The following is a 26770-nucleotide window of genomic DNA, read 5'->3' as shown; positions in this document are numbered from 1 at the left end:
TGAGGAACGAAACTCAACATTTAAACAAATGGTTGGGTTTCACAAGTTCAACCCAACCTACAATAATTCTCTGCGCTCTCTGCGTAGGAGTGCGGTTTTTAATCATTCAAAACCTCAACTCACCGAACCCATCTCCGATTGCATTTGATGATATTTCCACAGCTTACCGCGACGCTCAAGTAACTCTTGATAATTACCTTGTTCCACAATCTTCCCTTGTTCTAAAACAACAACTTTATCTGCCTTGGCAATTGTAGAAAGACGGTGAGCAATAGCAATAACTGTTCTCCCGACGGCAAGTTTCTCTAGAGATTCCTGAATTAAACGCTCTGATACTGTGTCCAAAGCGCTAGTTGCTTCGTCAAGGATAAGTATATCTGGGTTACGCAACAAAGCACGAGCGATCGCCAGTCTTTGCCGTTGCCCTCCAGATAAGCGCACACCTCGATCTCCGAGTTGTGTTTCAAAACCTTCGGGCATATCTTGAATAAATTCCAAGGCATTAGCTAGTCGAGCTGCTTCTTTAATAGAAGCTTCTGTTGCCTCTTGTGTTCCATAGGCGATATTATTCCAAACATTAGTGTTAAAGATAAATGTATCTTGACTGACTACAGCCATTTTACGCCGTAGGGAGTTGATCTCAAACTCGCGTAAATCGATGCCATCAATAAAAACGGTTCCTTCTGTAGGATCGTAAAATCGTGGGATCAAGTCAGCGAGTGTTGTTTTCCCTGCTCCAGATGCTCCCACTAGTGCTGTCATTGTTCCTCTTTCAATCGAGAGAGTAATGTTACTAAGCACTAGATTTTGGCGATCGTAACTGAAGTCAACAGAGCGCAAATCTATTGAGCGTTGAAAATCTTGAAACTGAATTTTGCCATTTTCAAAGTAAGTTTTATCTTCTGTTCTCAACAAGCTTTTAATGTTTTCTGCCGAACCATCAAGGGTGCTAATAAATGCCCAAGTACCATTAACTTCTTGGACAATCGGCACGAGGCGAAACAGCACAAAGAAAAACGTGAGCAAAGAACCTACTTGAAATGTGCCATTTGTACTACTAAAAAGAGAAAATGACAAAAGAATCATGGCGATCAGAACTGTACTAGCTATTCCTTCGGCGATGGGTTTTACTAGTGTCCAGATTTTGATCACCTTGGTAGAAGCGTTGACTACTTGGTTGCTGGCATTGTAGTAGCGCTGACGTTCAAATTCTTGAGTACTAAATGCGTGAATGGTACGAATTCCGTTAATAAACTCTATTGCTGTGGAAGTAAATTTACCATTAGCAGTGGTCATGTCAAAACTGGCTTCTCGCACTCTGCCATTTAGTGTTGACAGTCCTACGCCTAATAGTGTAAATAATAATATGGAAATTATTGTTAGTTGCCAGGATATTTTCAGCAACCACACGATGTAGACAAGAATAGTTAATCCTCTTGTTAAGAGAAATGATGCGCCGCTGAAACCTTGTCTGATTCTTTCAATTTCTGTGGTAATGGTATTGATTAGTTCACCAGAACGAGTTTGGTTAAAATAGCTGAGTGGTAGAGATTGTAACTGTTCAAAAATTTGCTTGCGCAGGCGATCGCCCAAATAAAGTTGACCTAATTCTGTATATACTTGTCCAAAGTAGTTAAATATTGCTCTAATCCAGGTACTAATTAAAATTAGAATCGATATTCGTACCAGGCGAACCATTGCCGATGCACTATCTGCTGCCAAAACCCAAGTATCAAACCAGCCCACTCCACTGCGAATTGGTTCGGCATTAGGAGTTGCTAAGTTTTGCAAAAAAGAAAGTAGAAACCCAATACTAACACCCTCAAAAGTTGCTGCTAAAAACGAAAACACTAAAGCCAAAACAGCAATTTTGCGAAAGTGTTTAAACTCTCGTAATATCAATTGATTATTACGCCAAAAGCTAGTAGTCTTAACTATATTTTTCAGTAGGCTTTGAAGCTGTTTTGATTTAAGATGCATAGGTATTTTTCAATAGTATATCGTGAGAGCCACCGCTTTTTGTACATGTTGTCAAATAAAATTTTTCATAAGTAATTAGTGCGGCAAATGAATTAAGAAGGCAGTTCAAGATAGCTGCCCTCTCTCTTTCTTCGCTCAATCACAGTATTTGGCTATTTAGGTGTAACAAATCTGTTGTTACTACCTCTGATGAGCTAATCATTCCTGGTAGCTTATTTAGCTGTTTTTGCTGTTGTAGATTCAGTTTGATAGCATCTTCTAGAGAAAAGCAATGGGAGCCAATCAAACTCATTTCACCACGTAGCACATTTAACAACTGAGGTAAATTTTCCATCCAACGATCTAGCGGTGTAATTCCCACTTGAGTGCGAAATTTAACTACCCGAAAAAGTTTACCTCTCACACCAACGTGCCACTCACGAGAAAAAATAGCCTCTGAAGAGTTAAGGCGCATCAGTAAAATTAATCCTAGAATTACCGGGCTAAGTGTCACAAGAAAAATTAAGGCAACAATCCACTCCATCAGCCGCTTTAACAGCGCTAATGGTGAGCCGTTTAATTCAGAGGCACGTGAGGGTATTTGTAGATATATTGGCTTCATTGCTTGCTCACAAGCATCTGCCCATAACCTCACCTTGGCTTCACCTAGTTTCGGATCTATACGTACCTTTGAAACTGGAGAATGCTTGAGACACTTCACTAAGGTTTCGTGTTCATCTAGTGAGGTGAGATATGGCTGTTTCACTTTTCCAAAAGGTTTCACCAACAATAAACCCCGACGCCACTGAACTGTACAGTATGTGGAAGGATTTTGTTGTAGCTGCGTTACAGTATGGTAATTAGGGTAAGTGGGAAAGCTAGTAATTATTGATGTTGTCATATGTATTTGCACTTATATAGCTGTAGACGGAAAGCCTGATGTCATAAACCTGTTAGTGCTTTAATCATCAGATTTACATCTGCTTTTCTGCTCAAAGACCGACTGAGTCTAATTATAAAAAATGAAGTGATAGCTATACTATCATCAAAGTAGGTTACATGCGCTAAGAAGTTTTTTACACTTCTTTAATTACTTTCTTTACGAAAAATCATAGCGTAGGTGCTATTAATATTTGGAAAAAAGCTAAATAAATTTCACTTTGTTTTTGATGGTAAATCTGGCTATTAATATATAGGATATAAGATTTTGTATAAATATCAGTGGTTTTTATAGATTCTTTATTTACTCTTTAAATAAAAGGGATTTTATTTAGGTAATTATTAAGTTGTTATGAATTAACTTCTTGGTGTAATTACGTAACAAAATTTTTTGTTAATTTCTGCCAGACATTCTAACACAATTAAATTACTAACTCAAAAAAGTTAATAAGGATTAATAAAATTATATCTGTATTTCTTGATATGAAATATCGCAAATAATAATGAGGACAAATAACCATTTGCCCTCTAGATAAAAAAAATTGATTTAAACTAAGAAACCCGGTTTCTTGAAGAAACCGGGTTTCTTTGAAATCAGGTATTTACTTTTCTGTCGCTTGTTGTAGTGCAAATCGGCTTTGATTTGCATAAGGTACATAGGTACTGTTGGAGTTGGATACCCCGTTGGCGACAACACCAATTAAGTTCAATTTACTTAACATAGCTGTAGCTTGAGCTAGCTGAGTTCGAGTTACCCTACCAATAGTTGCTGCGAGGATCACACTACGGCAGTAAGAGCCTGTCAACATAGCATCAACCAAGCCAATCACCGGAGGAGCATCAATTAGTACCAAATCATAATTTTCCTCAAAAGCTGCAATTAATTGCCCCATGCGTGGGGAACTCAAAAGATGAGCTGGGTCGGCGGGCTGTGGTCCGGCGGTTAAAATATCAATGTAAGATGAGCCAGAAGATTGAATGCTAATCTGATTGGGAATATTGGAGTCAGAAGCTAGTAGAGTGGAAAGCCCCTGTTCATTTGGTAGATTGAGTTGTTTGTGTAGAGTAGGATTGCGCAGGTTTGCATCAATCAGTAGTACTCTTTTATGTAAACGAGCAGCACTCATTGCTAATCCCAAAGCCAAAGCAGACTTACCATCATCTTGTAACGCTGAGGTAATCATCAAAGATTTGAGTGCAGCAACAGAATTAAGCAGTTCAATATTTTTGAAAATTAAATCCAGCGATTCCCAACGAGGTGGAGATTGCAGTACTTGAACTGTCCAAGGAGATGCCACTTCCGGCTTACCAAAAGGTAGCTGGATTACTGAGTCTCTGCCTCGAGTCATTGGTAATTTGGGAGTTGTACCCAACAATGGAATCGGAATTTGTTTTTCCAACTCAGCAGTGGTGTGAACGGCATCGTCAGCTGATTCACGCACAAAGGCAGCAATTCCGCCTAACATTAACCCAACTACTCCACCTAATAACAGGTTCTGTTGGAGATTAGGACCTGTCATCATTCCTAGTTGAGGTTCTTCAACAACTTCCCAGTTAAATCCTCCCTTGGCAAGATCTTGTCTTAGTTTTTGCTCGTTCTTCAATAGTTCTTGCAATCTTTCTTGGCTTTGTTGTACTTGTGGTTGTAAGCGACTGTACTCAGCTAACAAACCGGGAAATCGCTGTAGTTGGATACGTATATCCTGTTCTTTCTTAACCAGAACTTGATCGCGAGCGCTCAGAGCAAGTATATTTGTTTGCGTCTCTACTAACTGACCTGAAAGGGTGAGGTCAATTTGGCTCTTTTGTCCTTGTTCAAGTAAAGATTGTCCTTGGCTATTCACCGGGGGAGCGTCTGCTCCTAATGTTCGTTTCTGCTCTAGCTGCAATAATTCCTTTTGACGCTGAAGTTGGTCTACCAACTTTTGCACGCTAGGATGTTCATCTGTTAAAGTTAGACGAGATTGAGCAAGTAGCAGTTCGGTTTTTTGAATTTCATTAAGTATCCCCTGGTAACGAGTGGACTGAGTTAGTCGCGCTTCGACAAGAGCATTTTGTGGAGTACTTTTGAGTTGTTTTTGTATGGAGTTGTAACGAGCAGAAGCTTCCTCGTATTGAGAAAGGGTGGTACGGCGCTCTTGAATGATATTATTTAACTGTGTTTCTAGATCTTTTGATTGTGATTCTGGGTCAATCACATTCTGGGTGACACGGAACCTTTGGAGGTTGGCTTTTGCTTTATCAACATCCTCGCGTGCATTTCTTAACTGCTCACCAATCACCATTAGACCTTTTTTGAGGCGATCGTTTTGCTGTTTTTTGTTATATTCCAAATAAACTTGCTGAACAGCGTCCAAAACTTTTTTTGTTTTAACTGGATCTTTGTCGGTAAATTGCGCTTCAAATATCTTAGTAGCAACTTTGTCTTCTTTTGCTTTAATTTGATCTAAAACTAAAGAGCTTTTAAGTTTGCCCACAGTTATATCTGGATACGCGGGCTTCAATTTATTGACTACTTTTTGCATCAGCGGAGTACTGAGCATCAAGTTGAGTTGAGTTGCAGTATCTATCTCAACATTAGGATCAATAAATTGATTTTCTGCACTAGAACCTCCGTCTCCTCTTCTGCCTTGATAGTTGGGTTCTACCAACAACTGCATGAAGCTTTTATATGTGGGAGGTGTTTTTTTGGTAATGGCATATGCTGTACCAACAGAAGCCATTAATACTAATAGCAACCAAGGAAATCTGCGGATTAAAACCGCAAACAGTTGTCCGTAACCCGGTTCCTGCTCATTAACTGGATTTACATGAGGACTTAGACTGTTCTGAACCACGTTTAACAACCTCAGCGAATAAATAAAATGAATAATTAATGTACGCTACAAGCTTGATCAATAACTTGCTCGACTTTGCCAAAAAATGCCTGCTCTGAGAAGTTGGTTACTGCATGAGTACGGATATTTTCATAATCCCAATAGATTTCCCTGGCTTCTTGTAATGCAGCAAGCAAGGATTCGGGTGATTGCCTCTTAAAAAAGACTCCAGTTTTACCTGGTATTTGAGTGTCGATTACCCCTCCTGCTCCATAAGCGATTACTGGTGTTCCACTGGCATTTGCTTCTACGGGAACTAATCCGTAGTCTTCTAAGGCTGCAACTATGACAGACTTAGCTTGAGAAAAATACTTTGTGCGTTCTGCATCAGTTACATGTCCCAAAAACTCGATGTTACTCAATGCTTTGGATTCTAATCTGTCTCGCTCTGGACCATTTCCGCATATTTTTAACGGAAAGCCTAGCCAGTTAAAGGCTTCGACTATTATATCAAGTCGTTTGTAGCTAATCATCCGGGCTGAAGCTAAATAATAATCATCTTTTTTATCCGAGAAAATAAACTTACTGGTATTAATGGGATAATTAATAACAATTGCCTTTTTTTTGTAAATTTCTCTAATCCGACGAGCGACAACACTAGAATTAGCAATGTAAAGATCCGGCTCTTGTGCGTAGGTTAAATCTACCTTTCGCATCATTTGGAATACTTGTTCGATTAACGGAGCAAAGTATCTGTAGTCTCCGTACTCTCGTAAATAGGTTTCTGTATCCCACAAGAAACGAGTGACATTATGACAGAAGCAAATGTGGCGTGCAGATGGTTTTTTTCGTACTGCTTTGGCAAAGCTAGTGCTACTACTAATAATTAAGTCGTAGTCTTCTAAATCTAAGGCACGGAAGGCAGGAAAATAAAAGGGAGCCATTAACCTAAAATACTTTGCCGCGCCCGGAATGTTTTGCAGATACGTTGTTTGGACTATGCGATCGCCCAAGTCAATTGTTTGCTCTTGGTCGTACAACGATGTGAAAATGTCTGCTGTGGGGAAGTGCCGACAGAGCAATTCAAACACTCGCTCTGCCCCTCCCCGCTGAGTTAGATAATCATGAACTAGTGCTATTTTCATGAAGTTTCCTTAAAGATTTTCTCAAATTTATTTAAACTCTGACGAGTAATTGCCCACTAGCAACATTGATAGTGGGCAGTTAAGGGTGCATACTAGAATGTATGTAGCTTTAGTTAACTTCCCGCTGACCTCCTCACTCTCTTCTACCTGTCATTAATTACACTGCTGCAAGGGTTTTTCCTGTGGCAAAATGAGCATTTTGCTCAGCTCGCAGCTTGTCGCACAGTCTGCCTTCAGGTAATTCTACGTCATTGTAGGTAAGTACTTGGTCTTTGGGAATGTCTCGTTTCAAGCGACACCCTTCTGCTAAACCCATTGGTAAAAGATTTTGCCCAGAAACAATGTTTGAATTTTCACATTGCCCATACGTCATATAGTAGCCGATGCCATCTAGAGTGTCCCCTGCTTTTAGGTCGATTTTGGCAGTGGTGACGACATCAACTCGCGGACCGTCAATTGGACTTAAGACGTAATCTTGGAACAAGACAGCACGCGCAACGCTCAGAGGTACTTCAAAGTGACACAGGTGATAAGGAGTGTAAAAGCTATACAGTGGTCCTTCACCTAACTTGTATAAATTTAAATAATGCTGTTGTTTAGGATCATCATGAGTACCAAATACAAACACCCCCGGACCTGGTTTTGCGCCTACGACGTAATCAACAATACCACCTAACTGTTTGAGTTGTTCAACATCATACATGTGGGTCATTTCATCAACATGACCACTGAAGTTAAATCCCAGCATTCCTCTCTGGGCAACTTGCATCCCTGTGGCGTTAGCAACAATCGCTTGCTCAAAGGAAATTTTTGTTCCGTCAGCAAAGCTAGTCACCATGTGCGCCTTTTGTCCCCAACGTTTGGCAAATGCTTCTTGAGTCGTGGGGTTACGGTAGGGGTCTTGTAGACCTTTGATGTTACCACATAATAAAGGAGTTAAACCAATGCTTTTCACAAAGCGGTAGAGGTTCATTTGCACCCCTGGCTGATCCCCGTCACAGGCGCTGAGGACGACTCCGGCTTTATCGGCGTACACTTTGAGAATGGAACCGACAGTACCGTCAAGTTCTGCGTTCATCATAACTACGTGCTTATGATGAGCGATCGCCTCCATCACTACATGAGCGCCAAACTCCACTGCTCCTGTTACTTCAATCAATGCATCAATTCCCGCAGCGCGGCACAGTAACATAGCATCTTCTGTTACTGCATAACCATCATGAGCAATTGAGTCTTCTAAATCTGTAACGGTGGAAACAACTTGATAATTTTCTATTCCTGCTTCTGTATATGCTCTTTTAGCTGCTTCCACATCACGGTTGGAAATGGCGACTAACTCCATCCCTGGAACAGAATTGGCAATTTGATTAGCAATTCCTCTTCCCATGAAGCCTGCACCAATCATCCCCACTTTAATTGGGTTTCCTGCTTCGGCACGAGCTTGTAAGGCGCGATCAATAATAATCATGTCAACTCCTGTAAAGTTTTTTTAATTTATTAATTGTTAACTGTTAACTGTTATTTGGGAAGAAGTACCGCCTACTGTCATTGCCCTCATCAAAGGCCAATTCATATCTTTTTGAGATATTTCCGTTACCTCCAAAGGCCATTCAATATTAAAAAAGGGATCGTCATAGCGTAAACCCCGCTCATACCCAGGCGTGTAAAACTCGCCTACCTGATACACAACCTCAGAGTCGTCGGTAAGTGCTTGGTAGCCGTGAGCAAACATTTCCGGAACGTACAAAGCACGTCGGTTGCTTGCACTTAGTTCTACACCAATGTGCGACAGGAAAGTTGGAGATTCAGGACGCATATCTATTATTACGTCGTATATGGAGCCACTTATGCAACGAATTAATTTTGTTTCTGCTGCTGGCGCAACTTGATAGTGCATTCCTCGCAGCGTTCCCTTTTTGTAGTTGTAAGACATATTGCACTGAGCTACCGTTGGCTTCAAACCGTGCGCTTCAAATTCTTGAGCGCAGAAAGTACGAGCAAAGAAACCACGATGGTCATGCTTTTGTTCTAAGTCAATGATGAATGCGCCTTTGAGTTCAGTTTCAGTAAATATCATGGATTTTCTCACCTGTTAATAAGCACTACACAAACTACTCAGCAATTTCCGAAAAAAACCGGATAAAATTTTCTACTTCAAGAGACTTTTGTCGTTGAGAGTTTTTGCTCTGGTCTAGCAAAAGTGTCGTCCCAGTATTGCGTACACAGTTCTGGGCGCTGCGGAGGGTTGGCAGTGTAGACAAAAAATAGAGCTGATCGTTCCTCTGTACGCAAAGTACCGTGATGTAAGACGTTCTTCGCGTCTACAATTATGACTGTACCTGCTTTACCTGGGCAAGACTGCCAAGCAGATTTGGGTATAAATTGACTGAGAGTTTGATCGTCTATCCCCACGAAACCCGACTGCCACAGCTTGTAATAGATTTGGAAATATTTCCGGCTCAGTCTACCAGTTAAAGATAGTGGTACGTATTCAAAAGGTCCATGATGTTCTTCGACATCACTGAGGTAGACAAAAATTTTAATAATTCGGCGATCTTCTGAATCTTTATGCCATAAGAGTGTACCAAACTGATTAGAGTTGGGGAAGTCTTTACGTAAATGTACACCTTGAAAAGCAACAGGAAGACCAATGTAATTTTCAATGACACTGATCAGCCGAGTCTCTGTTGCCCAAGTGTAAAATTCTGGTAAGTCTGTTACTGTATAAATCTGTGGCAACTTTTGGGATGTCAAACTGTTGTCTACTTTTTTCATATTCGACAACTGATAGGAAGCCGCCGACAGAAGATTGTTTGTCGATTCTAATCCCAACTTTTGCAGGGAGGTGATGTAAACTCCCTCTTGTTTGAGTGCATCTAGAATCGGGCGATCGCGTTCTTCAATTGTCGGCAATGAAGAAGCATGATTCAACAGTGCTATTTTGTGTTCTAACTCCGACTTGAGATCGAATATTTTGCTCGTAACTGCTTTCAACATAATTTTTAGATTTTATTAACTATCAAATTACCTTCTGCCCACTGCCCACTGCCTTTTGCCTTCTTCAAGTATTCAATCGCAGATATGCCCACTAATGCTAAAAATGGCACTAATATCTTGAGGGATGACAAAGGCCATCTTCTCAATGCACCTAAAAAGACCTTCAAATTAACTTCTTTAAAGTTCTTTACAATCATCCCTCGGCAAAATCGCGGAGAATACCCACACTGTTCCAGACGCAAAAGCACCTCTGGTATGTGTTTGTATTGCATCAGCAGCGCTGATTTTGGCTCTTTTTGCCAATAACTCACTCCCACTATGCACTCCAAATAAGTATCTTTACTGACAATCATATTACCATTGGCAGCACAATACCCGGCTAAGTATGCTAGAGATATCCAGTTATCTGCAGCATCAGGCCAAATTTGTAAAGCACGTTGTACATCTTGTGTTCTATATACTGTAGCCGTGAGAAAAATTACAGCACCGACACTTTTGGCGAAACAATGTGCAAATATTGCTTTGCTATCACCATCACCATCTTCACTATCAGCATCAAACCAGCGATTACCCACAATAGTTGGTGGATGAACAGGTTCGTTAGTAATTTTATTCCGCCCAGAAAAGTTCAGAAACAACAATGACAAATTTTGGTGTTTTTTGATATTGTTGAACACATAAGAAATCGCTCTATCCTGAATGGGATCATCATCACCAATTGCCCAAACGTATTGTGTTGTCGCTGACTTGAGGCAATGGATAATATTTTTCATTACTCCCACATTCTCTGCGTGTTTGTGGGATTTAAACGTAACGTTACTGAGAATTTCTTGCCATTTCTTGATCACTTCTTGAGTATTGTCTGGTGAACAATTATCAGAAACAAAAATTTCACAGTCTGACTCAAAACCCTTCAGAGCATGAGCAAGCCACGCCAGTTGTTTGTCTAGTAATTCAGCACGATTATAAGTGGGAATCGCGATGGTAAGTAATTTGTTCATAGAGAAAAATAGTTAATGAGCTTGGCTACTAACGAACCTAAAAGTTAGGCTTTTGAAAATCAAATGTAAAAATAGTTTACCAAGACTTACGCTTACCAAGTAGAGGTATGGTATAATTATTTTAATTGTAAAGAAAGGCCATTGTCTCAAAGCACCTAAAACTACCTTCCAATTAGTTACTGCAAAATGCTGGAGAATAAATTTTCGACAAATAATTTGGCAGTAACCAATGGCTGTCAGTTTTTCATAAACTGTAGGTAGATCAGCATAACGCATCTTAAACCATAGTTCTGGCCCTGGTACTGAGTTCATTCCACAGGCATATTCTACATAAACATCTTTGGTAATTTTGACCCTTCCTTGTAATGCACAAAATGCAGTCCAATAAATTTGTGCTTCCCTGTTATTCAAACTGTCTTTCCAGTTGCTCAAGGCTTGCTGTGCTGACGAAGTGCGATAAACTTGAGCAGTCATAAATGCTAAAAGAGTCGGCTCTTGTTTTAAGTACTTCTCAATTACCGCCTTACCATTTTGATAAATCTCGTCTTGGGCAACATCAAAGCAGCGATCGCGAACTATTTGATTATTTGGTACATATAAGATGGAATAGTTAAGAATTAATAATGATAAATCAGAATGCTCTTTTAAGCTGTAGATAATGTCAGCTAGGGCATTTTCTTGAATTGGGTCATCATCGCCTATTACCCACACATATTTGCTAGTTGCCGCTTGTAAGCAATAAGCCAGATTAGGCATTAATCCTATATTCTCATTATTTATATGTGATTTGAATATAGTATTTATAAAGATGTTCTGCCATTTTTTAATGATTTCTTGAGTATTATCTGTTGAACAGTTATCAGAAATAAGAATTTCACAGTCTGACTCAAAACCATTGATTGCTTTAGATAACCAAGTAAGTTGTTGTTCAAGAAATTTAGCACGATTGAATGTAGGAATAGCGATAGTGAGTAATTTATCCATATCTTGGTTATGTAAAAAAAAGTAAAGTTGTTAGCTCAATCTAACTGGTAGAATCATGAAAATACCCTGGTTTAAATGCTCAGCATGGGAATGCGATGTGGAGGCTCTGCCTCTGTGAAGGCATTCCCAGTCGGAGACTGGGAACGAGGGGGACGAGGGACACGAGACAGGGAAAGAATCCAACGTTTTTAAGGGTGGATTCTTTCTGCCCTATGAATTTTTAGTCCAAAAGAAATTACCATCGATTTGCTGAGTGCGGATGAGGTACTCTAGCTGCTTCAAACGAGTAAAACCTCTAAATAAGAATGTGTCTTCAGTCATATCAATTTGCTTGAACAAATCATATAACTGCTGAGCGCCGCGTTGAGCATTCCAATCACACTTAAACCCAGGTAGTTTGGTGTTAATTTTCTCAAAAGATACTCTGTAACTGCGATTGTCTGCACCTTGGCTGCCAAAACTCAATTTACAGTCAGGAAAGACAGAGGCAATGATTTCAGCTACTTCTTTGACGCGATAATTGTTTGCGGTGTCTCCGACATTAAAAATTTGGTTGTGTATAATGTCACGAGGAGCTTCGATGGCACACACAATTGCCTTGCAAATATCCAGAGCGTGGACTAAAGGACGCCAAGGTGTACCGTCACTCGTCATTTTAATTTCTTTGGTAGTCCATGCCAAACCTGCTAAATTGTTTAAAACAATATCAAAGCGCATTCTGGGGGAAGCACCAAAAGCAGTAGCATTGCGCATAAAAGTAGGAGAAAAGTCATCATCAGCTAAAGGCTGAACGTCTCTTTCTACTAATGTTTTGCACTCTGCGTAAGCAGTTTGGGGATTCACGGCTGATTCTTCTGTTACGTCTCCTTCCGTTGCTACGCCATATACACTGCAAGAAGACATGTAGACAAAGCGACGTACACCTGCTTGTTTTGCCAGTTTAGCAAGGCGAACAGAACCCTGATGGTTGATTTCGTAAGTGATATGAGGTGCCAATTGCCCTGTAGGATCGTTGGATAGTTCCGCCATGTGAACTATTGCTTCTACACCTTGCAAGTCCTCAGCAGTGATATTACGGATATCTTTATTCAGAGTTTTGGCTGTCACCTCAGTACCGTTATATAGCCAACCTGCTTTATAAAAGCCTGTGTCTACACCAATTACTTCATGTCCCCGTTCGATGAGTAGGGGAGGTAATAATGAACCGAGATAGCCTTCTGTACCTGTGACGAGAGTTTTCATTTCTTTGCGTTCCTATACATTAATTAGTTCAAGGCAAGTTGTTAAGTAATTACCCAGGCGGGTAAACTAACTGTTTTTGTATTACCGTCACAATTCTGAACGAGTCATGACTATTTTTCCAACAAAATCCATTTGATAGATTCTTTTATTCTAAACATAAGATTCTCTGGACTACGTATTTTCATATCAGCTTTATACTTCCATAACAATTGCCGATGTGCTGCCTTAATCTTTTTTTGCACTTCATCTTTTATTGATGCAGGACAAGTTTCTTTAACAAAATACCAGAATTTAAGATAACCAATTGGTAAATATTCTGATTCTAGCTTTTGTCCTGTTTCTTCTAAATAAGATTGTTTCGCACAATCTTCCCACTTAAAACTCACTTCTTTCAAGTAAGCTTTCCACAATAATTGAGCATCTTCAGCACCAGTAAACCGCTCGTCATATCCTCCTAGTGATAAAAAGACATCTCTCTTCCACAACGTACCAGCCGGACGAATAACCACATTTTCTCCCCATTTGGGGAAGAGTAGAGAATAGAATTCGTTTATTTGATTTCCTTCATAAAATATATTTTTTTGGTTGTCAAGGACTGGTAATATTTTTCCTGAAGTATCTATCCGATGATGAGGGATTTTGAAGAAAATTAAATCTACTGAATTGTTTTCTAGCAACTTGGTATCTATATTTAGAGGTAAATCATCTCCATCTATATGTTCTACATACTTTGTATTTGAGATATTTACTCCATAGTTTCTCGCCGTACATCTACCCATGTTAAATGTAAATTCATGAAATTTAATATTTCTCTTTTGGAACACCTCTTTAAGTTCATATGGTAAGGGATCTGATGGACAATCATTTAATATAATCCAATTAGTAAATTCATTGAATAATTTATCTTGGTAGATCCACTTCTTAATGTAATTCCATTGCCGATAACTTGTGCAAATTCTTGTTAATAGTTTCATGATGCTTCCCTGAACCACTATTACTTGAATATAAGTACAATGATTCAGGAAAAAAAGTAAAGGAAATTACTTTACAGCAGCTTCTAATTTTTATGTATAAAAACTGCTGTAATCATATTTACACCGTGTTTACCGCAAAGAAAAATTTACATCCGTCTGTGCTGTTCCCAAGTGTGATTGTTCAGGAATTTGTGCAACGATCGCCTTACCAATTTCAATAGAAGATGTAGCCGCCGGGGAAGGAGCGTTGCAAACATGGACGGAGTTTTGACCTTGAATAATCAAAAAGTCATCCACTAACTTACCATCATTCATCAATGCTTGAGCGCGAACACCTGCATGGGTAGGAACAATATCACTTGCTTGTACTTCCGGAATTAGCTTTTGCAAACTTCTGGTGAAGGCTGCTTTACTAAAAGAGCGAATAATCTCTTTAATTCCTTCATCAGCATGTTTTGCGGCAAGTTTCCAGAAACCAGGGAAGGTCATCACTTCTGCAAAATCACGCAAGTCAAAGTCTGTTTTTTTATAACCCTCACGCTTAAGGCTAAGCACCGCATTTGGTCCAGCGTGGACAGTGCCATCAATCATGCGGGTAAAATGGACACCCAGGAAAGGAAAATCTGGATTGGGAACAGGATAAATCAAACCTTTCACTAAATAGCGTTTTTCTGGTGTGAGTTCGTAGTACTCTCCTCGGAAAGGTACAATTTTAGCGGTAGCTTCAACATTGCCCAACTTGGCAATGCGATCGCTATGCAACCCAGCACAATTGACGATAAAACGGGTGTCAAAATTCCCATTGTTAGTTTCCAGCACTAAGCGATCGCTACTTTTGACGATGCGCTCAACTTTTGTATTCAGGCGTATTTCTCCACCCTGCTGTGCAATCAGTTCAGCATATTTGTGGCAGACTTGTTTATAATTCACAATTCCAGTGGAAAATACTTGAATTCCGCCGACACAACTAACATGAGGTTCAATTTCTCTAACTTCTGCGCTGGAAATCCGCTTAACTGGAATACCATTTTCCAAACCGCGTTTGTAAAGGTTCTCTAAGCGTGGTAATTCTGCTTCATCAGTAGCAACAATTACTTTGCCGCAAACTTCATGATCTATGCCATGTTCTTGGCAAAACTCCACCATTGAGCGACTACCATCACGACTAAACTTAGCTTTGAAACTTCCTGGTTTGTAGTAAATACCAGAGTGAATCACGCCGCTGTTGTTACCAGTTTGGTGAAAGGCAAGTTTGCTCTCTTTTTCTAGTACTAAGATACGTGCATTTGGATACTTTTTACCTAAAGCCATGCCAGTGGAAAGACCAACAATTCCCCCACCGATAATTGCAAAATCGTACATGATATTTTCACCCTAACTACGCTAAATTTACAAATGAATTGTAGAGACGTTCCGCCGGAACGTCTCTACAGATACCTACCATACCTTCCAAGGTGCTTTATCCTTCTTCCACAGATCTTCTAAATAGTTTTTATCTCGCAATGTATCCATTGGTTGCCAAAAACCATGATGTTTGTATGCCGATAGCTGATCCATTTCAGCTAATTTTTCTAATGGTTTTTGCTCCCAGACAGTTGCATCATCATCAATTAAGTTAATTACATCTGGTTCTAATATAAAATAACCGCCATTAATCCAAGCTCCATCTCCTTCTGGTTTTTCTCGAAAACTAGAGATTTTAGTTTGCTCCGAGCCGAGAACGATTGCACCAAAACGTCCTGGTGGCTGTACTGCGGTTAATGTTCCTAAAGTTTTTTGTTCTTTATGAAAGTTAATTAATTCTGTAATATTGACATTACTTACACCATCACCGTAGGTGAAGCAAAAAGTTTCGTTACCAATATGCTCTCTAACTCGCTTTAAACGTCCACCTGTCATTGTGTTGTCACCTGTATTTACCAACGTGACGCGCCAAGGTTCGGCATATCCAGAATGTACATTCATTTGGTTAAATCGCATATCAAAGGTAACGTCTGACATATGTAAGAAGTAGTTAGCAAAATACTCCTTAATTACGTAACCTTTGTAACCACAGCAAACAATAAAATCATTAATGCCGTGAGCAGAGTAAGTTTTCATTATATGCCACAAAATTGGCTTGCCACCAATTTCAACCATTGGCTTTGGTTTAACGCTAGTTTCTTCACTTAGGCGTGTTCCCAGCCCGCCAGCTAAAATTACTGCTTTCATTGATTTTCTCTTAAAGTTTTAGGTAGACAAATACTTGACCTGGGTTGGAGTTATATAGAGAAAATATAATTTGTCAATTTTCTCAGTAATTAATCTAACCGTAATTTCCTACCTTAGTATGAAGACAAGATAAATTAACTTGTGTCCTATATAAAAAAATGGAGAAGCTTTGACTATATTTAATTACCGGAAATTAAGTACTTATATATAGAAATAATAAAGAGTATAAAAGATATCTAATTTATTAGCTAGATACCCAACTTCTCTAAGAAGTCGGGTATCTAGAGGATTGAGAAAGATACCCGACTTCTTAAAGAAGTCGGGTATCTTTGGATTCTATGGTAATTTTTATTTTACTTGTCCTACGGAGCTTGTGCTTTGAAAAAAATTATCACACTTATTTTCTAAAACTACACAGATACTACTAAGTGATTGTTGATAATCTTCCATATTTTCTTGTTGTAATGCTATTTTGGCTGCTGTTTGTAAATCTTCGACTGCTTTAATTTGGTTAATTTTCGATTCTCTGCCGCCATATTGTGCAAGTTCATAACGAACAATACCGCGTTTGAGATAAACTTTTGCTAACTGCGAATTGATACTTAATGCTTGATTAAAATCTAGGATTGCTTGCTTGTATTCTTGCTCAAATTCACTACTATATTGAGCAATCTGATAACGGACAAGTCCTCTTTGGAAAAAAGCTTCTGCTCTGGATGGAGTAATGCTTAATGCTTGATTGAAGTCTAAGATTGCTTTTTTGTAATCGTGTTGAGAGTCACCGCTATATTTAGCCATTTGGGAACGGACAACACCCCTTCTGATGTATGCTTCAGATTCTTGAGGGTTAAGACGTAAAGCATTATTAAAGTCGGCGATCGCCAAATTATATTCCTTATCTGGATCGCTGCTGTATTCTGCTAGTATGTAGCGAACATTGCCTCTGTTTACGTATGCTTTTACTTCATTTGGACTCAGGAGTAAAGCTTTGTTATAGTCGCTAATGGCTGAATCATACTCTTTAAGGTTGTAGTGAGCATTTCCTCGGTTAATGTATGCTTTGGCGTGTTTAGAGTCCTTTTGGATGGCGAGTGTAAATTTTTCAATTGCTTGGTTATAATCTTTTACTTGATAAGAAGCATGACCTTGCTTATAATAATCAGCAAAGGTGAGATTGGGATCTTCGTACTGACGACGACTAATTAACTTTTGTTGAGTATAAGGATTTTGTGTATCATAGGAATTGGATGTAAATTTAACCATTACGTCTAAATACCCTAAAATACCAAAACCAAGTAAGCAAATAGCCACCGCTAAAAACTTTGGTTGTTGGGATGGGCGAGAATTAATGGTATTTTGGTTGGTGATTAATGTGTTATTGTTAACTTGTGTTAATACTGGTTGTGGTGAACGTGGTGTTTGGCTAATACGGCGTTTGGATTTAATTCGTGGTTGTAGATGTTCCTTGTTAGCGATCGCCCGTGTCGATGGGAAGGGATCGCGTCCACCTAATCTAATTGTACGTTCACACCAAGGACATTTGTCTAAGTGGTTGCTATATAGATGCTGTGGGTTAACACGACAGTGAACAAGAGAATTTTCCACTTCTGCTAGTGCCAACACCCAAGTTTGAGCGCTGGGGCGAAGAAGTGGGTTGCTATGACCATCTTCAAAACAACGGACAAACAGTTCTTGTAAACTAGGATGGATCACTTCCCAAGGAGGGGCAATAGGGGTAGGAGCGTAGGGTATATGTCGTCTTTTGCTATAACTAAAATGTCCCGCAGCAATACGTACTTCATAAGGAGGAGGTTCACCTGCACCTTGAAAGATGCCGGAAAATGGGTGTGTGCCTTCCATCAATAATTGAAATATCAGTACTGCCAATCCAAATAAATCATGAGGAATAGCCCGATCAAACTCAGCAAAAGTTTTATTTTGTAATTCTGGTGGGGTAAACTCTGGTTTACCAACACTACAGCGGTAGACGACATGATTATTTGGATCGCGTACTTGGAATGAGTCAGTATCTATCACTGTTACCAACGCTGTGTCACTGACAAGAATATTTGATTCATTCACATCCCCAACACAATATCCACTGGCGTGTAAAGCAGCAAAAGCCGCCGCCAAATTACGTGCTGTACGTAGCAAATATTGATAAGTGAATAAAGGGCAGTGCTGGCGGCGAGTTCTAGGGTTATAAAAGTCAATAATTGGACGCATTCCCCGAATGCGGGGCATTAAAAAGCCGACAACCTGCTTTTCTCCATTAGCCGCCTTTAACAATTCTAAAGGCCAAGCTATAGAGATATGTCCTAAACTATCAGTGGGGTTTTCTGGGGGATGGGCAAGCATTACTTCTAACTTGCCTGCTTGAGCTGGTGTTGGTTTATGATATATCTTGGCGACTAAATCTGGATCGGTTGGCAAAGAATAAACACAAGCTTCACCTCCACGACCCAAACTTACGGTCAAGTTGAGTGTAGTAGTTTTTTGGTTGGGAAGACAACGTAGTACCTGCATTATTTTATGTAAGGAGTCAGGAGTCAGAATTTGTAGAGACGCGATGTTCCTCGCGTCTGTACCGAAAAATTAATGTCGCTGTATATTTATGTTATATTAATTGCTGAGTGCGGCTAATACTATTGTTAAATCATCATCTGTACGTTGCGTTATGCGCTCAGAGCGCAAAAACTTTACCAACTGCTCTTTGGCTATTGTCTTATCCTCAGCAGAAGCAACAAAGTCAAATAGCGGAAAAAAGAAAGGTTTATGGGGGCAACCCTCATTCATATTCATGGCGAGCATTTGTAATCCATCGGTAAGAACTCCAATATTTACTATCGGTTGACGCCAAATGTTTAACTGTGCCGAGTCTAAAGATCTCGGCGAGGTTAAAAAAATAGTTTCGTTGATATACTCCCCATTACTTGGTGTAGTGATGGCAGTGAGGTTGCCAGTTATATCCTTAGCCACTGCCATACCATCTCCGATTTGCGCTACTGCCACTAAGTGTGGCGTCGCGAGCGCAATAATTAATGTGCTGGCTAAATCTTTTTGCTGTTGATTACAGGCTACCGCCTCTTCTTCCACTGCTTTTTTCGCTGCTATCATTGCCTCAGATAGAAGCGATTGTACCACAGCATCATCTTTTTCAATGGTTCGACGAGAGATTTCCTGGATAGATAGGTTTTCTATTGCTGTTTCTGTCGCTACCATTGCCCCAATTTTTCCCAAGCTGGCAGAGCCTGCTCCATCTGCCGCTGCCACCACTAAAATATTATCTGGCAAAATTTGCCAATGATGAGCATCTTGACAAAGCTGGTTGTTTTTGACGTGGCTTGTGCCACTTACTGATGCTGCTACTACGCGCCAATGAGTTATTGGTTTTGAGGTGTTCATGTGTTATTTGACTATAGCAGTGTGAGCATGAGGCGGCGAAAGCCCATTAAACAGATCCCCAGCCGATGGGCGGTAGTGCTACCTGATCGTCCACTTTTGAATGCGAAACCGCTGTCATACTAGCAGACAACCAGACAAACATTTCCACAAAGTTTAGTCCATTGAGTTTTAGAGGAGTACGCACAGCTATTTGAGACAGACGTGTCATGTTAGCATTTTCCACTCCCACGGAAAAAAAAGCCACACGTTTATTTGCTTCATCTGTATTCAAACGACGTGATGCTTGCTCAATTACGTCCTCAAACTCACCTTGTGGCTCTCCATCGGTAATCATAAAGATCCAAGGACGATAATAAGCAATCCCATTATTGCGATACTGAGTTTTGCGATCTTGAATCAAGTCCAAAGCTTTATGAATTCCTGCCCCCATAGTTGTCAATCCTTGAGCACAGAGAACTGGTGGGTAGAATTGATCTGCAGTGACAAAGTCTTGTACTACATCTACGTTACTATTAAATGTAACTATTGCTACCTCTACTCTTCTTGCTGCCAGAGAGTTATTAATTAATTCTTCTTTAAAACTAACTAATCCCTGATTTAACGCATCAATCGGTGGACCTTGCATTGAGCCGGATGTATCCAGCAGTAGTACACAAGGACAACGCGGCTCTGGGTTTTCAGCAAACTCAACTACTTCATCAAGTCTTAATGTATCAGGCATAACTTTTTGTGTTATGTTAGAGTCCAACAAATTAGTTCCCTTTTTCTCAAAGTATATAGTTTAAAACACCAAAAAGATAATATCTGTAAGGTTTTTGGTTCTAAATAGCTTACTATTTAGTCAACTGCTCTGTGCTGCCAAAATCCCTACAAATTTTGGAAATTTTTTCTTAAGACTTATTGAACCAAAAGGGATTTCACTCTTTACTGCACTGTCCGTAACAGTGGAAATAGCAAAATTTATACATAATAAGTAGGATAATCTAAAATACCTACTTTTGTTAACACAGAATCTTAAAGATTCTATGTATAATATTCATATTTTATATGAAAGTTCAGTGAGTAAAATACCCATGATTGAATATTGTAATTTTGGCTGTAATATATCCCCAGAGAGATGCCACTAACCGAGGTGTGATTAATTGTAACAATTATAACACAGTTAAAAAAGTTACTAACATAATATGGTTTTATTTTTTTGTCATTTAATACATATATAGATAAATAGGTGAATAAGGCAGAAGTTTGAAGGTTGCCTTCTGCCTTCTGCCTTAAAAAAAATACCTCATTTCATAAACTTAAAATCAACAAATAGCCAGGTTTAATATTCGTCAAAATTCTTAAAAGAAATGAGTAACTTTGGCACATTCACCAAACTACGTCCGCCTAGCTTGTTGCGATACTTGTCTAATTGTTTTGAGAGTACAATCTTACAAGTATCTAGTAACTCTGTTTCCTGGTTTATTTATTTAGAACAGGGAAAAATAATTTATGCAACTCATTCTGTTGAACCTTTTGATCGACTCGAACGCCATCTGCGTCGCCTCAATCATCAAATACCAAATCTAACTAGTGATTCCCGCGTTCAACTACGTTTGATGTTTGAACCTGACTCTCATGAATCAGAATCAGTTTCTCTGCCTTTTGAATATCAAGCTATTTGCTGGCTTATTAGTCAAAGATATCTGCAATCAAAACAAGCAGGTTTACTAATTCAAGAATTGGTTAAAGAGGTAATTGAATCATTTTTGTTAATCAAACAAGGAACTTATGAATTAAAAAATTTTTCAGATAAATTGCCAACAATTTGCCGACTAGATGTAGAAAAAATTACAGAAAGATGTCAAGAGCGATTACGAGGATGGCAATCTTTGGGAGCAAAAATTTCTTCTCCATACCAGCGTCCATACTTATGGATTCAAAATAGCGTCAAGCCTCAGAATTTACCCGAAATTAATCAAAATTTAACATACTGGATGAAGGGCTTTAGTTTACGTCATCTAGCAGTAATTATGAATCAAGATGAAATACAGCTAGCACGCAACTTATACCCTTACATTTTAGATGGAGCAGTTTTATTACATCAACCAGATCCACCTTTTGATAAATTACCCAAAACCTCAGAAGAAACACTACAAAACGATAGTAATCCCATCGGTTTTAACTCAGTATTATCACCAAGTAATATTTATCAAAAAGCTCAACCAGTTACTCCTGTTGAAGAGAAAATACCAATTGAGCAACAACCAATAATATCTGAAAATAAAAATACATCTCAAGAATTAACAACATCAAACAATAAAAACTTAGAGCCACCAAAAGTCCCCTTAGCAACAAATCAAAAGATCTACAAAATAGTTTCTGTAGATGATAGTCCCACAATTCTTAGAGAAATTAGCCGTTTTCTCGAAGATGAAAATTTTTCTGTAGTGACAATTAACGATCCACTTAAAGCAGTAATGTCGATTATTAGACATAAGCCAGATCTAATTTTACTCGATCTGAACATGGATGGAATAGATGGTTATGAACTATGTCGAATTATTAGAAATAACTCTATGTTTAAAAATACCCCAATTATTATGGTAACAGGAAATAAGGGAATTGTAGATAAAGTCAAAGCAAGATTGGTGGGTTCATCAGGTTATTTAACTAAACCTTTCTCTCGTGCAGATTTACTCAAAATGGTGTTTATGCATCTAGTGTAGAGCTAGATACCCGACTTCTTCAAGAAGTCGGGTATCTTTAGGATTGGGGTCTTTCGTTATAATATTAATCTTGCATTCCCACCAAACAGTAAAATGCGTATTTCTCTTAAATGGTTACAGGAATTAGTCGAGTTAAAACAAAATCCTGAAGAATTAGCTCAAACCTTGACAATGGCAGGGTTTGAGGTAGAAGATATTGAAGATCGCCGTACTTGGGCATCTGGCGTTGTTGTTGGCAGAGTACTCGATCGCCAACCTCATCCCAATGCTGATAAACTAAGTGTTTGCCAAGTTGATATTGGCACGGGTGAGACTTTAAATATAGTTTGTGGTGCGTCTAATGTGCGTGCGGATATCTACGTACCAGTAGCAACAGTAGGCACTTACCTACCCAACATTGACTTAAAAATAAAACCAGCAAAATTGCGGGGTGTTCCCTCGGTAGGGATGATTTGTTCCCTGAAAGAATTGGGATTGCCCACTGATGTAGATGGAATTCATATTTTTACCCAAGAAAACCTACAACTTGGTAGCGATGTACGTCCAATGTTAGGATTAGATGATGTAATTTTAGACGTAACTACTACTGCTAACCGCGCCGACGCTTTGTGTATGGTAGGTATAGCGCGGGAAGTGGCAGCCTTAACAGGTGCAAAGCTCACCATCTCTACACCAGATAATGTGGACACGTTTCATGAAACGTCTCTACAATTAAAAATCGCAGATACACAAGCTTGCCCAGCATACATTGGCACAGTAATTGAACAAGTAAAAATTGCCCCATCACCACAATGGCTGCAACAGCGTCTACGTGCTGCTGGTGTACGTCCTATTAGTAATGTAGTAGATATTACTAATTATGTGATGTTGGAATGGGGACAACCACTACACGCATTTGATCGCGATCGCTTACAATCAATGGGGAGACGTTCCGACGGAACGTCTCTACAAATTGGGGTTCGCTTTGCCAATGCTGGGGAAACCCTCAAAACCTTAGATGGGCAAACTCGTACCCTATCAACCCAAAATTTGTTAATTACTGCTAACGACAAACCCGTTGCCATCGCCGGAGTGATGGGAGGGGAAGAAACAGAAGTACATGAGGGTACGCAAAGTTTAGTTTTAGAAGCAGCGCTATTTGATTCTGTAGCTGTGCGTCGATCCTCGCGGAGTGTAGGGTTAAGAAGTGAGTCTTCTAGTAGATACGAACGGGGAGTTAACCGTGCTGAGTTGGAAGTAGCTACACGTCGCGCCTTATCATTAATTACTGAATTGGCGCATGGAACTATAGTGACTCAGGCAATTGCCGATACCCGTCCAGATCCATCTACATGGTCACGTTCCATTGAACTACGTTTAGAGCGAGTTAATCAAGTTCTTGGACCAACCGATTTGGATGAAGAAACAGGAGAAATCCAAGCTGCTGATGTTGAGCGGATCTTAACTGCACTCTCTTGTCAACTTAGATCAACAGGAGAAGGTACATGGATAGTAACTGTACCACCCTACCGTTACCGAGACTTAGAACGGGAAATTGATTTAATTGAAGAAATTGCTCGTCTCTACGGTTATGACAACTTTTGTGATACCCTCCCAGAAGGAGCAGAAGCAGGTTATTTGCCAATAGACCAAGAAATTATCCGCAAGTTGCGAACTTGTTTTCGCGCAGTTGGTTTAACAGAATTAATGCACTACTCCTTGGTGAAACCAGGCGAAGACAGACAGGTTGTACTAGCAAATCCTCTATTTGTCGAGTACTCGGCACTGCGTACAGATTTAATCTCTGGTTTAATTGATGCTTTTGTTTACAATATCGAGCAGGGCAATGGTGCCCTCAATGGTTTTGAAATTGGGCGTATTTTCTGGCAAGAAGAAGAAGGACTGCAAGAAACTGATATAATAGCAGGCATAATGGGCGGCGACAACATCTCCAGTAAATGGAATAGAAGTGGTCGTGAACAACCAATGACTTGGTTTGAAGCTAAAGGTATTTTAGAAAGTGTATTCCAATCAATTGGGTTACAATCTGTAGAATATCAACCAGATTGTCGTGATGGACGCTTTCATCCAGGGCGCACTGCCTCACTATGGATAGGAGGTAATAGGCTAGGTGTGTTTGGACAACTACATCCCCAACTGCGACGAGAAAGAGGTTTACCAGATTCAGTATACGTATTTCAACTGGATTTAAATGTACTTTTGGATTCTTTAGATCAAGATGAAATTCTTATCCCAGCATTCAAATCTTATTCCTCCTACCCAGCAAGCGATCGCGATATTGCCTTTTTCTCCCCCATTAAGGTAACAGTTGCCGAATTGGAAAAAGCTATTACTCAAGCTGGCAAAGATTTACTAGAATCAGTGGAATTGTTTGATGAATATCGTGGTGAAAACGTACCAACCGGGCAACGCAGTTTAGCATTCCGCTTAATCTATCGAGCAAGTGATCGAACTCTCACCGACGCTGAAGTCGAACCAGTACATAACAAAGTTCGCGAAACCCTCCTAGAAAAATTCGGCGTCACCCTCAGGAGCTAGATTCCCCCGCCCCTCGTTCCCAGGCTCAGCCTGGGAATGCCATCCAGGAGGCTCCGCCTCCTCCCTCCGTAAAAAAAGTGGTACACAGCATTTCGCACCAACAATGTATAATCTGAGGAGAAAAAATCGAAACATCCAACCATGCCTAAATACGTAATGTGGGGAACCTACTGCGACGACGTTTTAGAAAAACGCGCTCCCCATCGCCAAGCACATCTCGACGGACTAGCAAAACAAAAAGAATCTGGTATATTAATTACAATAGGTCCAACAAAAGATGTAACCAAAGTTTTCGGCATTTACGAAGCTGAAGACGAAGCTACAGTAAGACAGTTAATAGAAGCCGATCCTTACTGGCAAAATGGCATTTGGACTGAATATTTTGTCAAAGAGTGGATTCAAGCTTTTTAGATATTATTCTGTGTCCAATCTTCCAACACTAAGCCAGGAACTTGCGCAAAATCGCGCTGGTTGCGAGTCACTAAAACGCCATTGACTGAGAGAGCGATGGCTGCAATCCGCACATCTTTCTGAATTCGATTTTTGCGGAGCGGGGGATGCTCCTTGAGTAGCCGCCGATATTGTGTGTCAGCAGCAGCATCAAAATTTAAGATCCTCACGCTTTGCAAAAACTCTACCGTTGCCCAGAACCTTGTGTACAGTTCGACTAAATTATTAGCAGAGGAGGGATTGTTGATATTAACAACCCACCCATTAAACAGCTCTTGAACCGTAACAATCGTAACTGTAATATTAGATGAAGATTGCGCGGCTCTAGCACTAATTGAGGAATGCCCTCGAAACCACAATGAAACATGATCCGTATCCAGAAGAAATAGACTCATAAGAAAAGGCTACTCAACCATATACATGGAAGGATCAACCTCTGAGTCATCATTTGACTCCCTTTCGGCTCGAATTGCCTCTGCAATTTGAGCAAAATATGGATCGTCTTTGAAAAAGCCTGCGAACTTAATCCAAGGATTTTCTTCGCCTGTAGCTTGAGACACCTTAATTTCTACAGGAACAATTTCTGTATTTTTAAGGTGAGTTGCTAAGAGTTGCTCAAGAGTTTTAAGTGCCAGTTCACGAGTAGCAGCTTCCACTCGATAAGAGGGTAGCTCTAGGGCAGAAGCAATTACCCGATCATTTTTATTCTCTAACAAGATATTTACTCTCAGGTTCTCCGTCTGTGGCATAGCTGTAATGTAAAAATTTATCAAGTTTTAAACGAGCACAATATACCAATCTTAACGGCTAGTAGAGAAAAGAGATTGTTCTACTGTAAGTTGATTCATTGCTGCCTCTAATAAATTTGCCAAGACTTCAGCCATCTATTCACAGTTGTGTTAAATAATTGTTTTACCTGACGTTGGCGATACCACCTTTGGAAAGCTGCTTCGTACTCCTCGCCTTCAGTTTGGTAAGCTTTCCAACCATCCAGACCTACTGGTATTCCCCAGAATAGCAAAACATACAACGCCCAGGAAAGACCACCGCCTTGGAGTAAATCTATCAGCAACAAAACACCATTTACTATGGTATAATTACCCAAGCGCTTTTTGAATTTACCTCGACGGTAAGCGTTAAAAGTTAAGTGCTGTTGCTTTTCGCCTTGTTGCACTAGCCATTCGCTTTCTGCCTGTTGCAGTGACTCTGGTGAGATTTGTAACTCAGCAGCTATTTCTAAAAGTTGTTCGTAAGAGAATTCTTTGTTTTTCTCATCAGCTTGACGTGCGATCGCGATCTGTAGTATCTGCTGCACATCTTCTTGACTATAATAATTGGTATTTTTCTGCTCAACTTTCATAATTATATCTATATATGCTGTTGTGCGATCGCCATAATTTC

General features: G+C 39.7%; 23 protein-coding genes. 3 read left to right on the top strand and 20 right to left on the bottom strand.

What is annotated here, in order from left to right; translation table 11 throughout:
* Positions 1–114 precede the first annotated feature (114 nt).
* The 17 genes from hepA to ICL16_RS47765 form a co-directional block, all read right to left on the bottom strand.
* Entirely contained in the window at positions 115–1980 is a 1866-nt protein-coding gene (gene hepA / locus ICL16_RS20875) for a heterocyst formation ABC transporter subunit HepA (RefSeq protein ID WP_190831525.1), read from the bottom strand.
* Positions 1981–2119: 139 nt separating this feature from the next.
* The gene (gene hepC, locus ICL16_RS20870; RefSeq protein WP_190831523.1) at positions 2120–2860 is read right to left on the bottom strand and encodes a heterocyst development glycosyltransferase HepC; all 741 of its coding nucleotides are present in this window, start codon (positions 2858–2860) and stop codon (positions 2120–2122) included.
* Between the two features lie 640 nt (positions 2861–3500).
* Entirely contained in the window at positions 3501–5735 is a 2235-nt protein-coding gene (locus tag ICL16_RS20865; RefSeq protein WP_190831521.1) for a polysaccharide biosynthesis tyrosine autokinase, read from the bottom strand.
* Between the two features lie 35 nt (positions 5736–5770).
* A complete protein-coding gene (locus ICL16_RS20860) occupies positions 5771–6859 on the bottom strand; it encodes a glycosyltransferase (RefSeq protein WP_190831518.1) in 1089 nt (362 codons plus the stop codon).
* 157 nt (positions 6860–7016) lie between these two features.
* A complete protein-coding gene (locus ICL16_RS20855; protein WP_190831515.1) occupies positions 7017–8327 on the bottom strand; it encodes an NAD(P)H-dependent oxidoreductase in 1311 nt (436 codons plus the stop codon).
* Between the two features lie 36 nt (positions 8328–8363).
* Positions 8364–8936: a dTDP-4-dehydrorhamnose 3,5-epimerase gene (gene rfbC, locus ICL16_RS20850; protein WP_190831513.1), complete on the bottom strand. Its 573-nt coding sequence runs from the start codon at positions 8934–8936 to the stop codon at positions 8364–8366.
* A gap of 77 nt (positions 8937–9013) precedes the next feature.
* Positions 9014–9856, bottom strand: coding sequence for a phytanoyl-CoA dioxygenase family protein (locus ICL16_RS20845; protein WP_190831510.1), 843 nt, complete (start codon positions 9854–9856; stop codon positions 9014–9016).
* 5 nt (positions 9857–9861) lie between these two features.
* Positions 9862–10857, bottom strand: a complete 996-nt coding sequence (locus tag ICL16_RS20840) for a glycosyltransferase family 2 protein (RefSeq protein WP_190831508.1) — start codon at positions 10855–10857, stop codon at positions 9862–9864.
* Positions 10858–10869: 12 nt separating this feature from the next.
* A complete protein-coding gene (locus tag ICL16_RS20835) occupies positions 10870–11841 on the bottom strand; it encodes a glycosyltransferase family A protein (RefSeq protein ID WP_190831506.1) in 972 nt (323 codons plus the stop codon).
* Positions 11842–12051: 210 nt separating this feature from the next.
* Positions 12052–13083, bottom strand: a complete 1032-nt coding sequence (locus ICL16_RS20830; protein ID WP_190831504.1) for an NAD-dependent epimerase/dehydratase family protein — start codon at positions 13081–13083, stop codon at positions 12052–12054.
* Positions 13084–13193: 110 nt separating this feature from the next.
* A complete protein-coding gene (locus tag ICL16_RS20825; RefSeq protein WP_190831502.1) occupies positions 13194–14057 on the bottom strand; it encodes a glycosyltransferase in 864 nt (287 codons plus the stop codon).
* 129 nt (positions 14058–14186) lie between these two features.
* Entirely contained in the window at positions 14187–15419 is a 1233-nt protein-coding gene (lhgO, locus tag ICL16_RS20820; protein WP_190831499.1) for an L-2-hydroxyglutarate oxidase, read from the bottom strand.
* A gap of 75 nt (positions 15420–15494) precedes the next feature.
* Positions 15495–16268 carry a glucose-1-phosphate cytidylyltransferase gene (gene rfbF, locus ICL16_RS20815; protein WP_190831496.1) on the bottom strand — a complete coding sequence of 258 codons (774 nt, stop codon included), beginning with the start codon at positions 16266–16268 and terminating at the stop codon, positions 15495–15497.
* Positions 16269–16616: 348 nt separating this feature from the next.
* Positions 16617–18794, bottom strand: a complete 2178-nt coding sequence (locus tag ICL16_RS20810) for a tetratricopeptide repeat protein (protein WP_190831494.1) — start codon at positions 18792–18794, stop codon at positions 16617–16619.
* A 96-nt stretch (positions 18795–18890) separates the two neighbouring features.
* Entirely contained in the window at positions 18891–19673 is a 783-nt protein-coding gene (locus tag ICL16_RS20805) for a PP2C family serine/threonine-protein phosphatase (RefSeq protein ID WP_190831492.1), read from the bottom strand.
* A 46-nt stretch (positions 19674–19719) separates the two neighbouring features.
* A complete protein-coding gene (locus ICL16_RS20800) occupies positions 19720–20394 on the bottom strand; it encodes a vWA domain-containing protein (RefSeq protein WP_190831490.1) in 675 nt (224 codons plus the stop codon).
* Between the two features lie 120 nt (positions 20395–20514).
* On the bottom strand, positions 20515–20700 hold the full coding sequence (locus ICL16_RS47765) for a hypothetical protein (RefSeq protein WP_420485290.1): 186 nt from the start codon (positions 20698–20700) through the stop codon (positions 20515–20517).
* A gap of 322 nt (positions 20701–21022) precedes the next feature.
* Between ICL16_RS47765 and ICL16_RS20795 the strand changes: the two genes are divergently transcribed.
* The 3 genes from ICL16_RS20795 to ICL16_RS20785 all read left to right on the top strand — a co-directional run bounded on the left by ICL16_RS20795 (position 21023) and on the right by ICL16_RS20785 (position 25330).
* Positions 21023–22381 carry a response regulator gene (locus ICL16_RS20795; protein ID WP_190831487.1) on the top strand — a complete coding sequence of 453 codons (1359 nt, stop codon included), beginning with the start codon at positions 21023–21025 and terminating at the stop codon, positions 22379–22381.
* A gap of 93 nt (positions 22382–22474) precedes the next feature.
* Positions 22475–24919, top strand: a complete 2445-nt coding sequence (pheT, locus tag ICL16_RS20790; RefSeq protein ID WP_190831485.1) for a phenylalanine--tRNA ligase subunit beta — start codon at positions 22475–22477, stop codon at positions 24917–24919.
* Positions 24920–25060: 141 nt separating this feature from the next.
* Positions 25061–25330, top strand: coding sequence for a YciI family protein (locus tag ICL16_RS20785; RefSeq protein WP_190831483.1), 270 nt, complete (start codon positions 25061–25063; stop codon positions 25328–25330).
* On the opposite strand, the gene ICL16_RS20780 is transcribed toward ICL16_RS20785, so the two are convergent.
* The 3 genes from ICL16_RS20780 to ICL16_RS20770 form a co-directional block, all read right to left on the bottom strand.
* Positions 25327–25764: a type II toxin-antitoxin system VapC family toxin gene (locus ICL16_RS20780; protein ID WP_190831481.1), complete on the bottom strand. Its 438-nt coding sequence runs from the start codon at positions 25762–25764 to the stop codon at positions 25327–25329. The two genes, ICL16_RS20785 and ICL16_RS20780, sit on opposite strands and share 4 nt — an antisense overlap.
* 9 nt (positions 25765–25773) lie before the next feature.
* Positions 25774–26118, bottom strand: a complete 345-nt coding sequence (locus ICL16_RS20775) for a hypothetical protein (protein WP_190831479.1) — start codon at positions 26116–26118, stop codon at positions 25774–25776.
* A 107-nt stretch (positions 26119–26225) separates the two neighbouring features.
* Entirely contained in the window at positions 26226–26729 is a 504-nt protein-coding gene (locus ICL16_RS20770) for a 2TM domain-containing protein (protein WP_202895646.1), read from the bottom strand.
* Positions 26730–26770 lie beyond the last annotated feature (41 nt).

This window comes from Iningainema tapete BLCC-T55 (assembly GCF_014698965.1).
GTDB classification, from domain to species: Bacteria; Cyanobacteriota; Cyanobacteriia; order Cyanobacteriales; family Nostocaceae; genus Iningainema; species Iningainema tapete.
This window is presented reverse-complemented; position numbering and strand designations above follow the sequence as displayed.

What these genes read in the sequence shown, in the direction of transcription:
- hepA (WP_190831525.1), bottom strand. Translation starts at nt 1,980, where the DNA reads ATGCATCTTAAATCAAAACAGCTTCAAAGCCTACTGAAAAATATAGTT.
- hepC (WP_190831523.1), bottom strand. Translation starts at nt 2,860, where the DNA reads ATGACAACATCAATAATTACTAGCTTTCCCACTTACCCTAATTACCAT.
- ICL16_RS20860 (WP_190831518.1), bottom strand. Translation starts at nt 6,859, where the DNA reads ATGAAAATAGCACTAGTTCATGATTATCTAACTCAGCGGGGAGGGGCA.
- ICL16_RS20855 (WP_190831515.1), bottom strand. Translation starts at nt 8,327, where the DNA reads ATGATTATTATTGATCGCGCCTTACAAGCTCGTGCCGAAGCAGGAAAC.
- rfbC (WP_190831513.1), bottom strand. Translation starts at nt 8,936, where the DNA reads ATGATATTTACTGAAACTGAACTCAAAGGCGCATTCATCATTGACTTA.
- ICL16_RS20845 (WP_190831510.1), bottom strand. Translation starts at nt 9,856, where the DNA reads ATGTTGAAAGCAGTTACGAGCAAAATATTCGATCTCAAGTCGGAGTTA.
- ICL16_RS20840 (WP_190831508.1), bottom strand. Translation starts at nt 10,857, where the DNA reads ATGAACAAATTACTTACCATCGCGATTCCCACTTATAATCGTGCTGAA.
- ICL16_RS20835 (WP_190831506.1), bottom strand. Translation starts at nt 11,841, where the DNA reads ATGGATAAATTACTCACTATCGCTATTCCTACATTCAATCGTGCTAAA.
- ICL16_RS20830 (WP_190831504.1), bottom strand. Translation starts at nt 13,083, where the DNA reads ATGAAAACTCTCGTCACAGGTACAGAAGGCTATCTCGGTTCATTATTA.
- ICL16_RS20825 (WP_190831502.1), bottom strand. Translation starts at nt 14,057, where the DNA reads ATGAAACTATTAACAAGAATTTGCACAAGTTATCGGCAATGGAATTAC.
- lhgO (WP_190831499.1), bottom strand. Translation starts at nt 15,419, where the DNA reads ATGTACGATTTTGCAATTATCGGTGGGGGAATTGTTGGTCTTTCCACT.
- rfbF (WP_190831496.1), bottom strand. Translation starts at nt 16,268, where the DNA reads ATGAAAGCAGTAATTTTAGCTGGCGGGCTGGGAACACGCCTAAGTGAA.
- ICL16_RS20810 (WP_190831494.1), bottom strand. Translation starts at nt 18,794, where the DNA reads ATGCAGGTACTACGTTGTCTTCCCAACCAAAAAACTACTACACTCAAC.
- ICL16_RS20805 (WP_190831492.1), bottom strand. Translation starts at nt 19,673, where the DNA reads ATGAACACCTCAAAACCAATAACTCATTGGCGCGTAGTAGCAGCATCA.
- ICL16_RS20800 (WP_190831490.1), bottom strand. Translation starts at nt 20,394, where the DNA reads ATGCCTGATACATTAAGACTTGATGAAGTAGTTGAGTTTGCTGAAAAC.
- ICL16_RS20795 (WP_190831487.1), top strand. Translation starts at nt 21,023, where the DNA reads ATGAGTAACTTTGGCACATTCACCAAACTACGTCCGCCTAGCTTGTTG.
- pheT (WP_190831485.1), top strand. Translation starts at nt 22,475, where the DNA reads ATGCGTATTTCTCTTAAATGGTTACAGGAATTAGTCGAGTTAAAACAA.
- ICL16_RS20785 (WP_190831483.1), top strand. Translation starts at nt 25,061, where the DNA reads ATGCCTAAATACGTAATGTGGGGAACCTACTGCGACGACGTTTTAGAA.
- ICL16_RS20780 (WP_190831481.1), bottom strand. Translation starts at nt 25,764, where the DNA reads ATGAGTCTATTTCTTCTGGATACGGATCATGTTTCATTGTGGTTTCGA.
- ICL16_RS20775 (WP_190831479.1), bottom strand. Translation starts at nt 26,118, where the DNA reads ATGCCACAGACGGAGAACCTGAGAGTAAATATCTTGTTAGAGAATAAA.
- ICL16_RS20770 (WP_202895646.1), bottom strand. Translation starts at nt 26,729, where the DNA reads ATGAAAGTTGAGCAGAAAAATACCAATTATTATAGTCAAGAAGATGTG.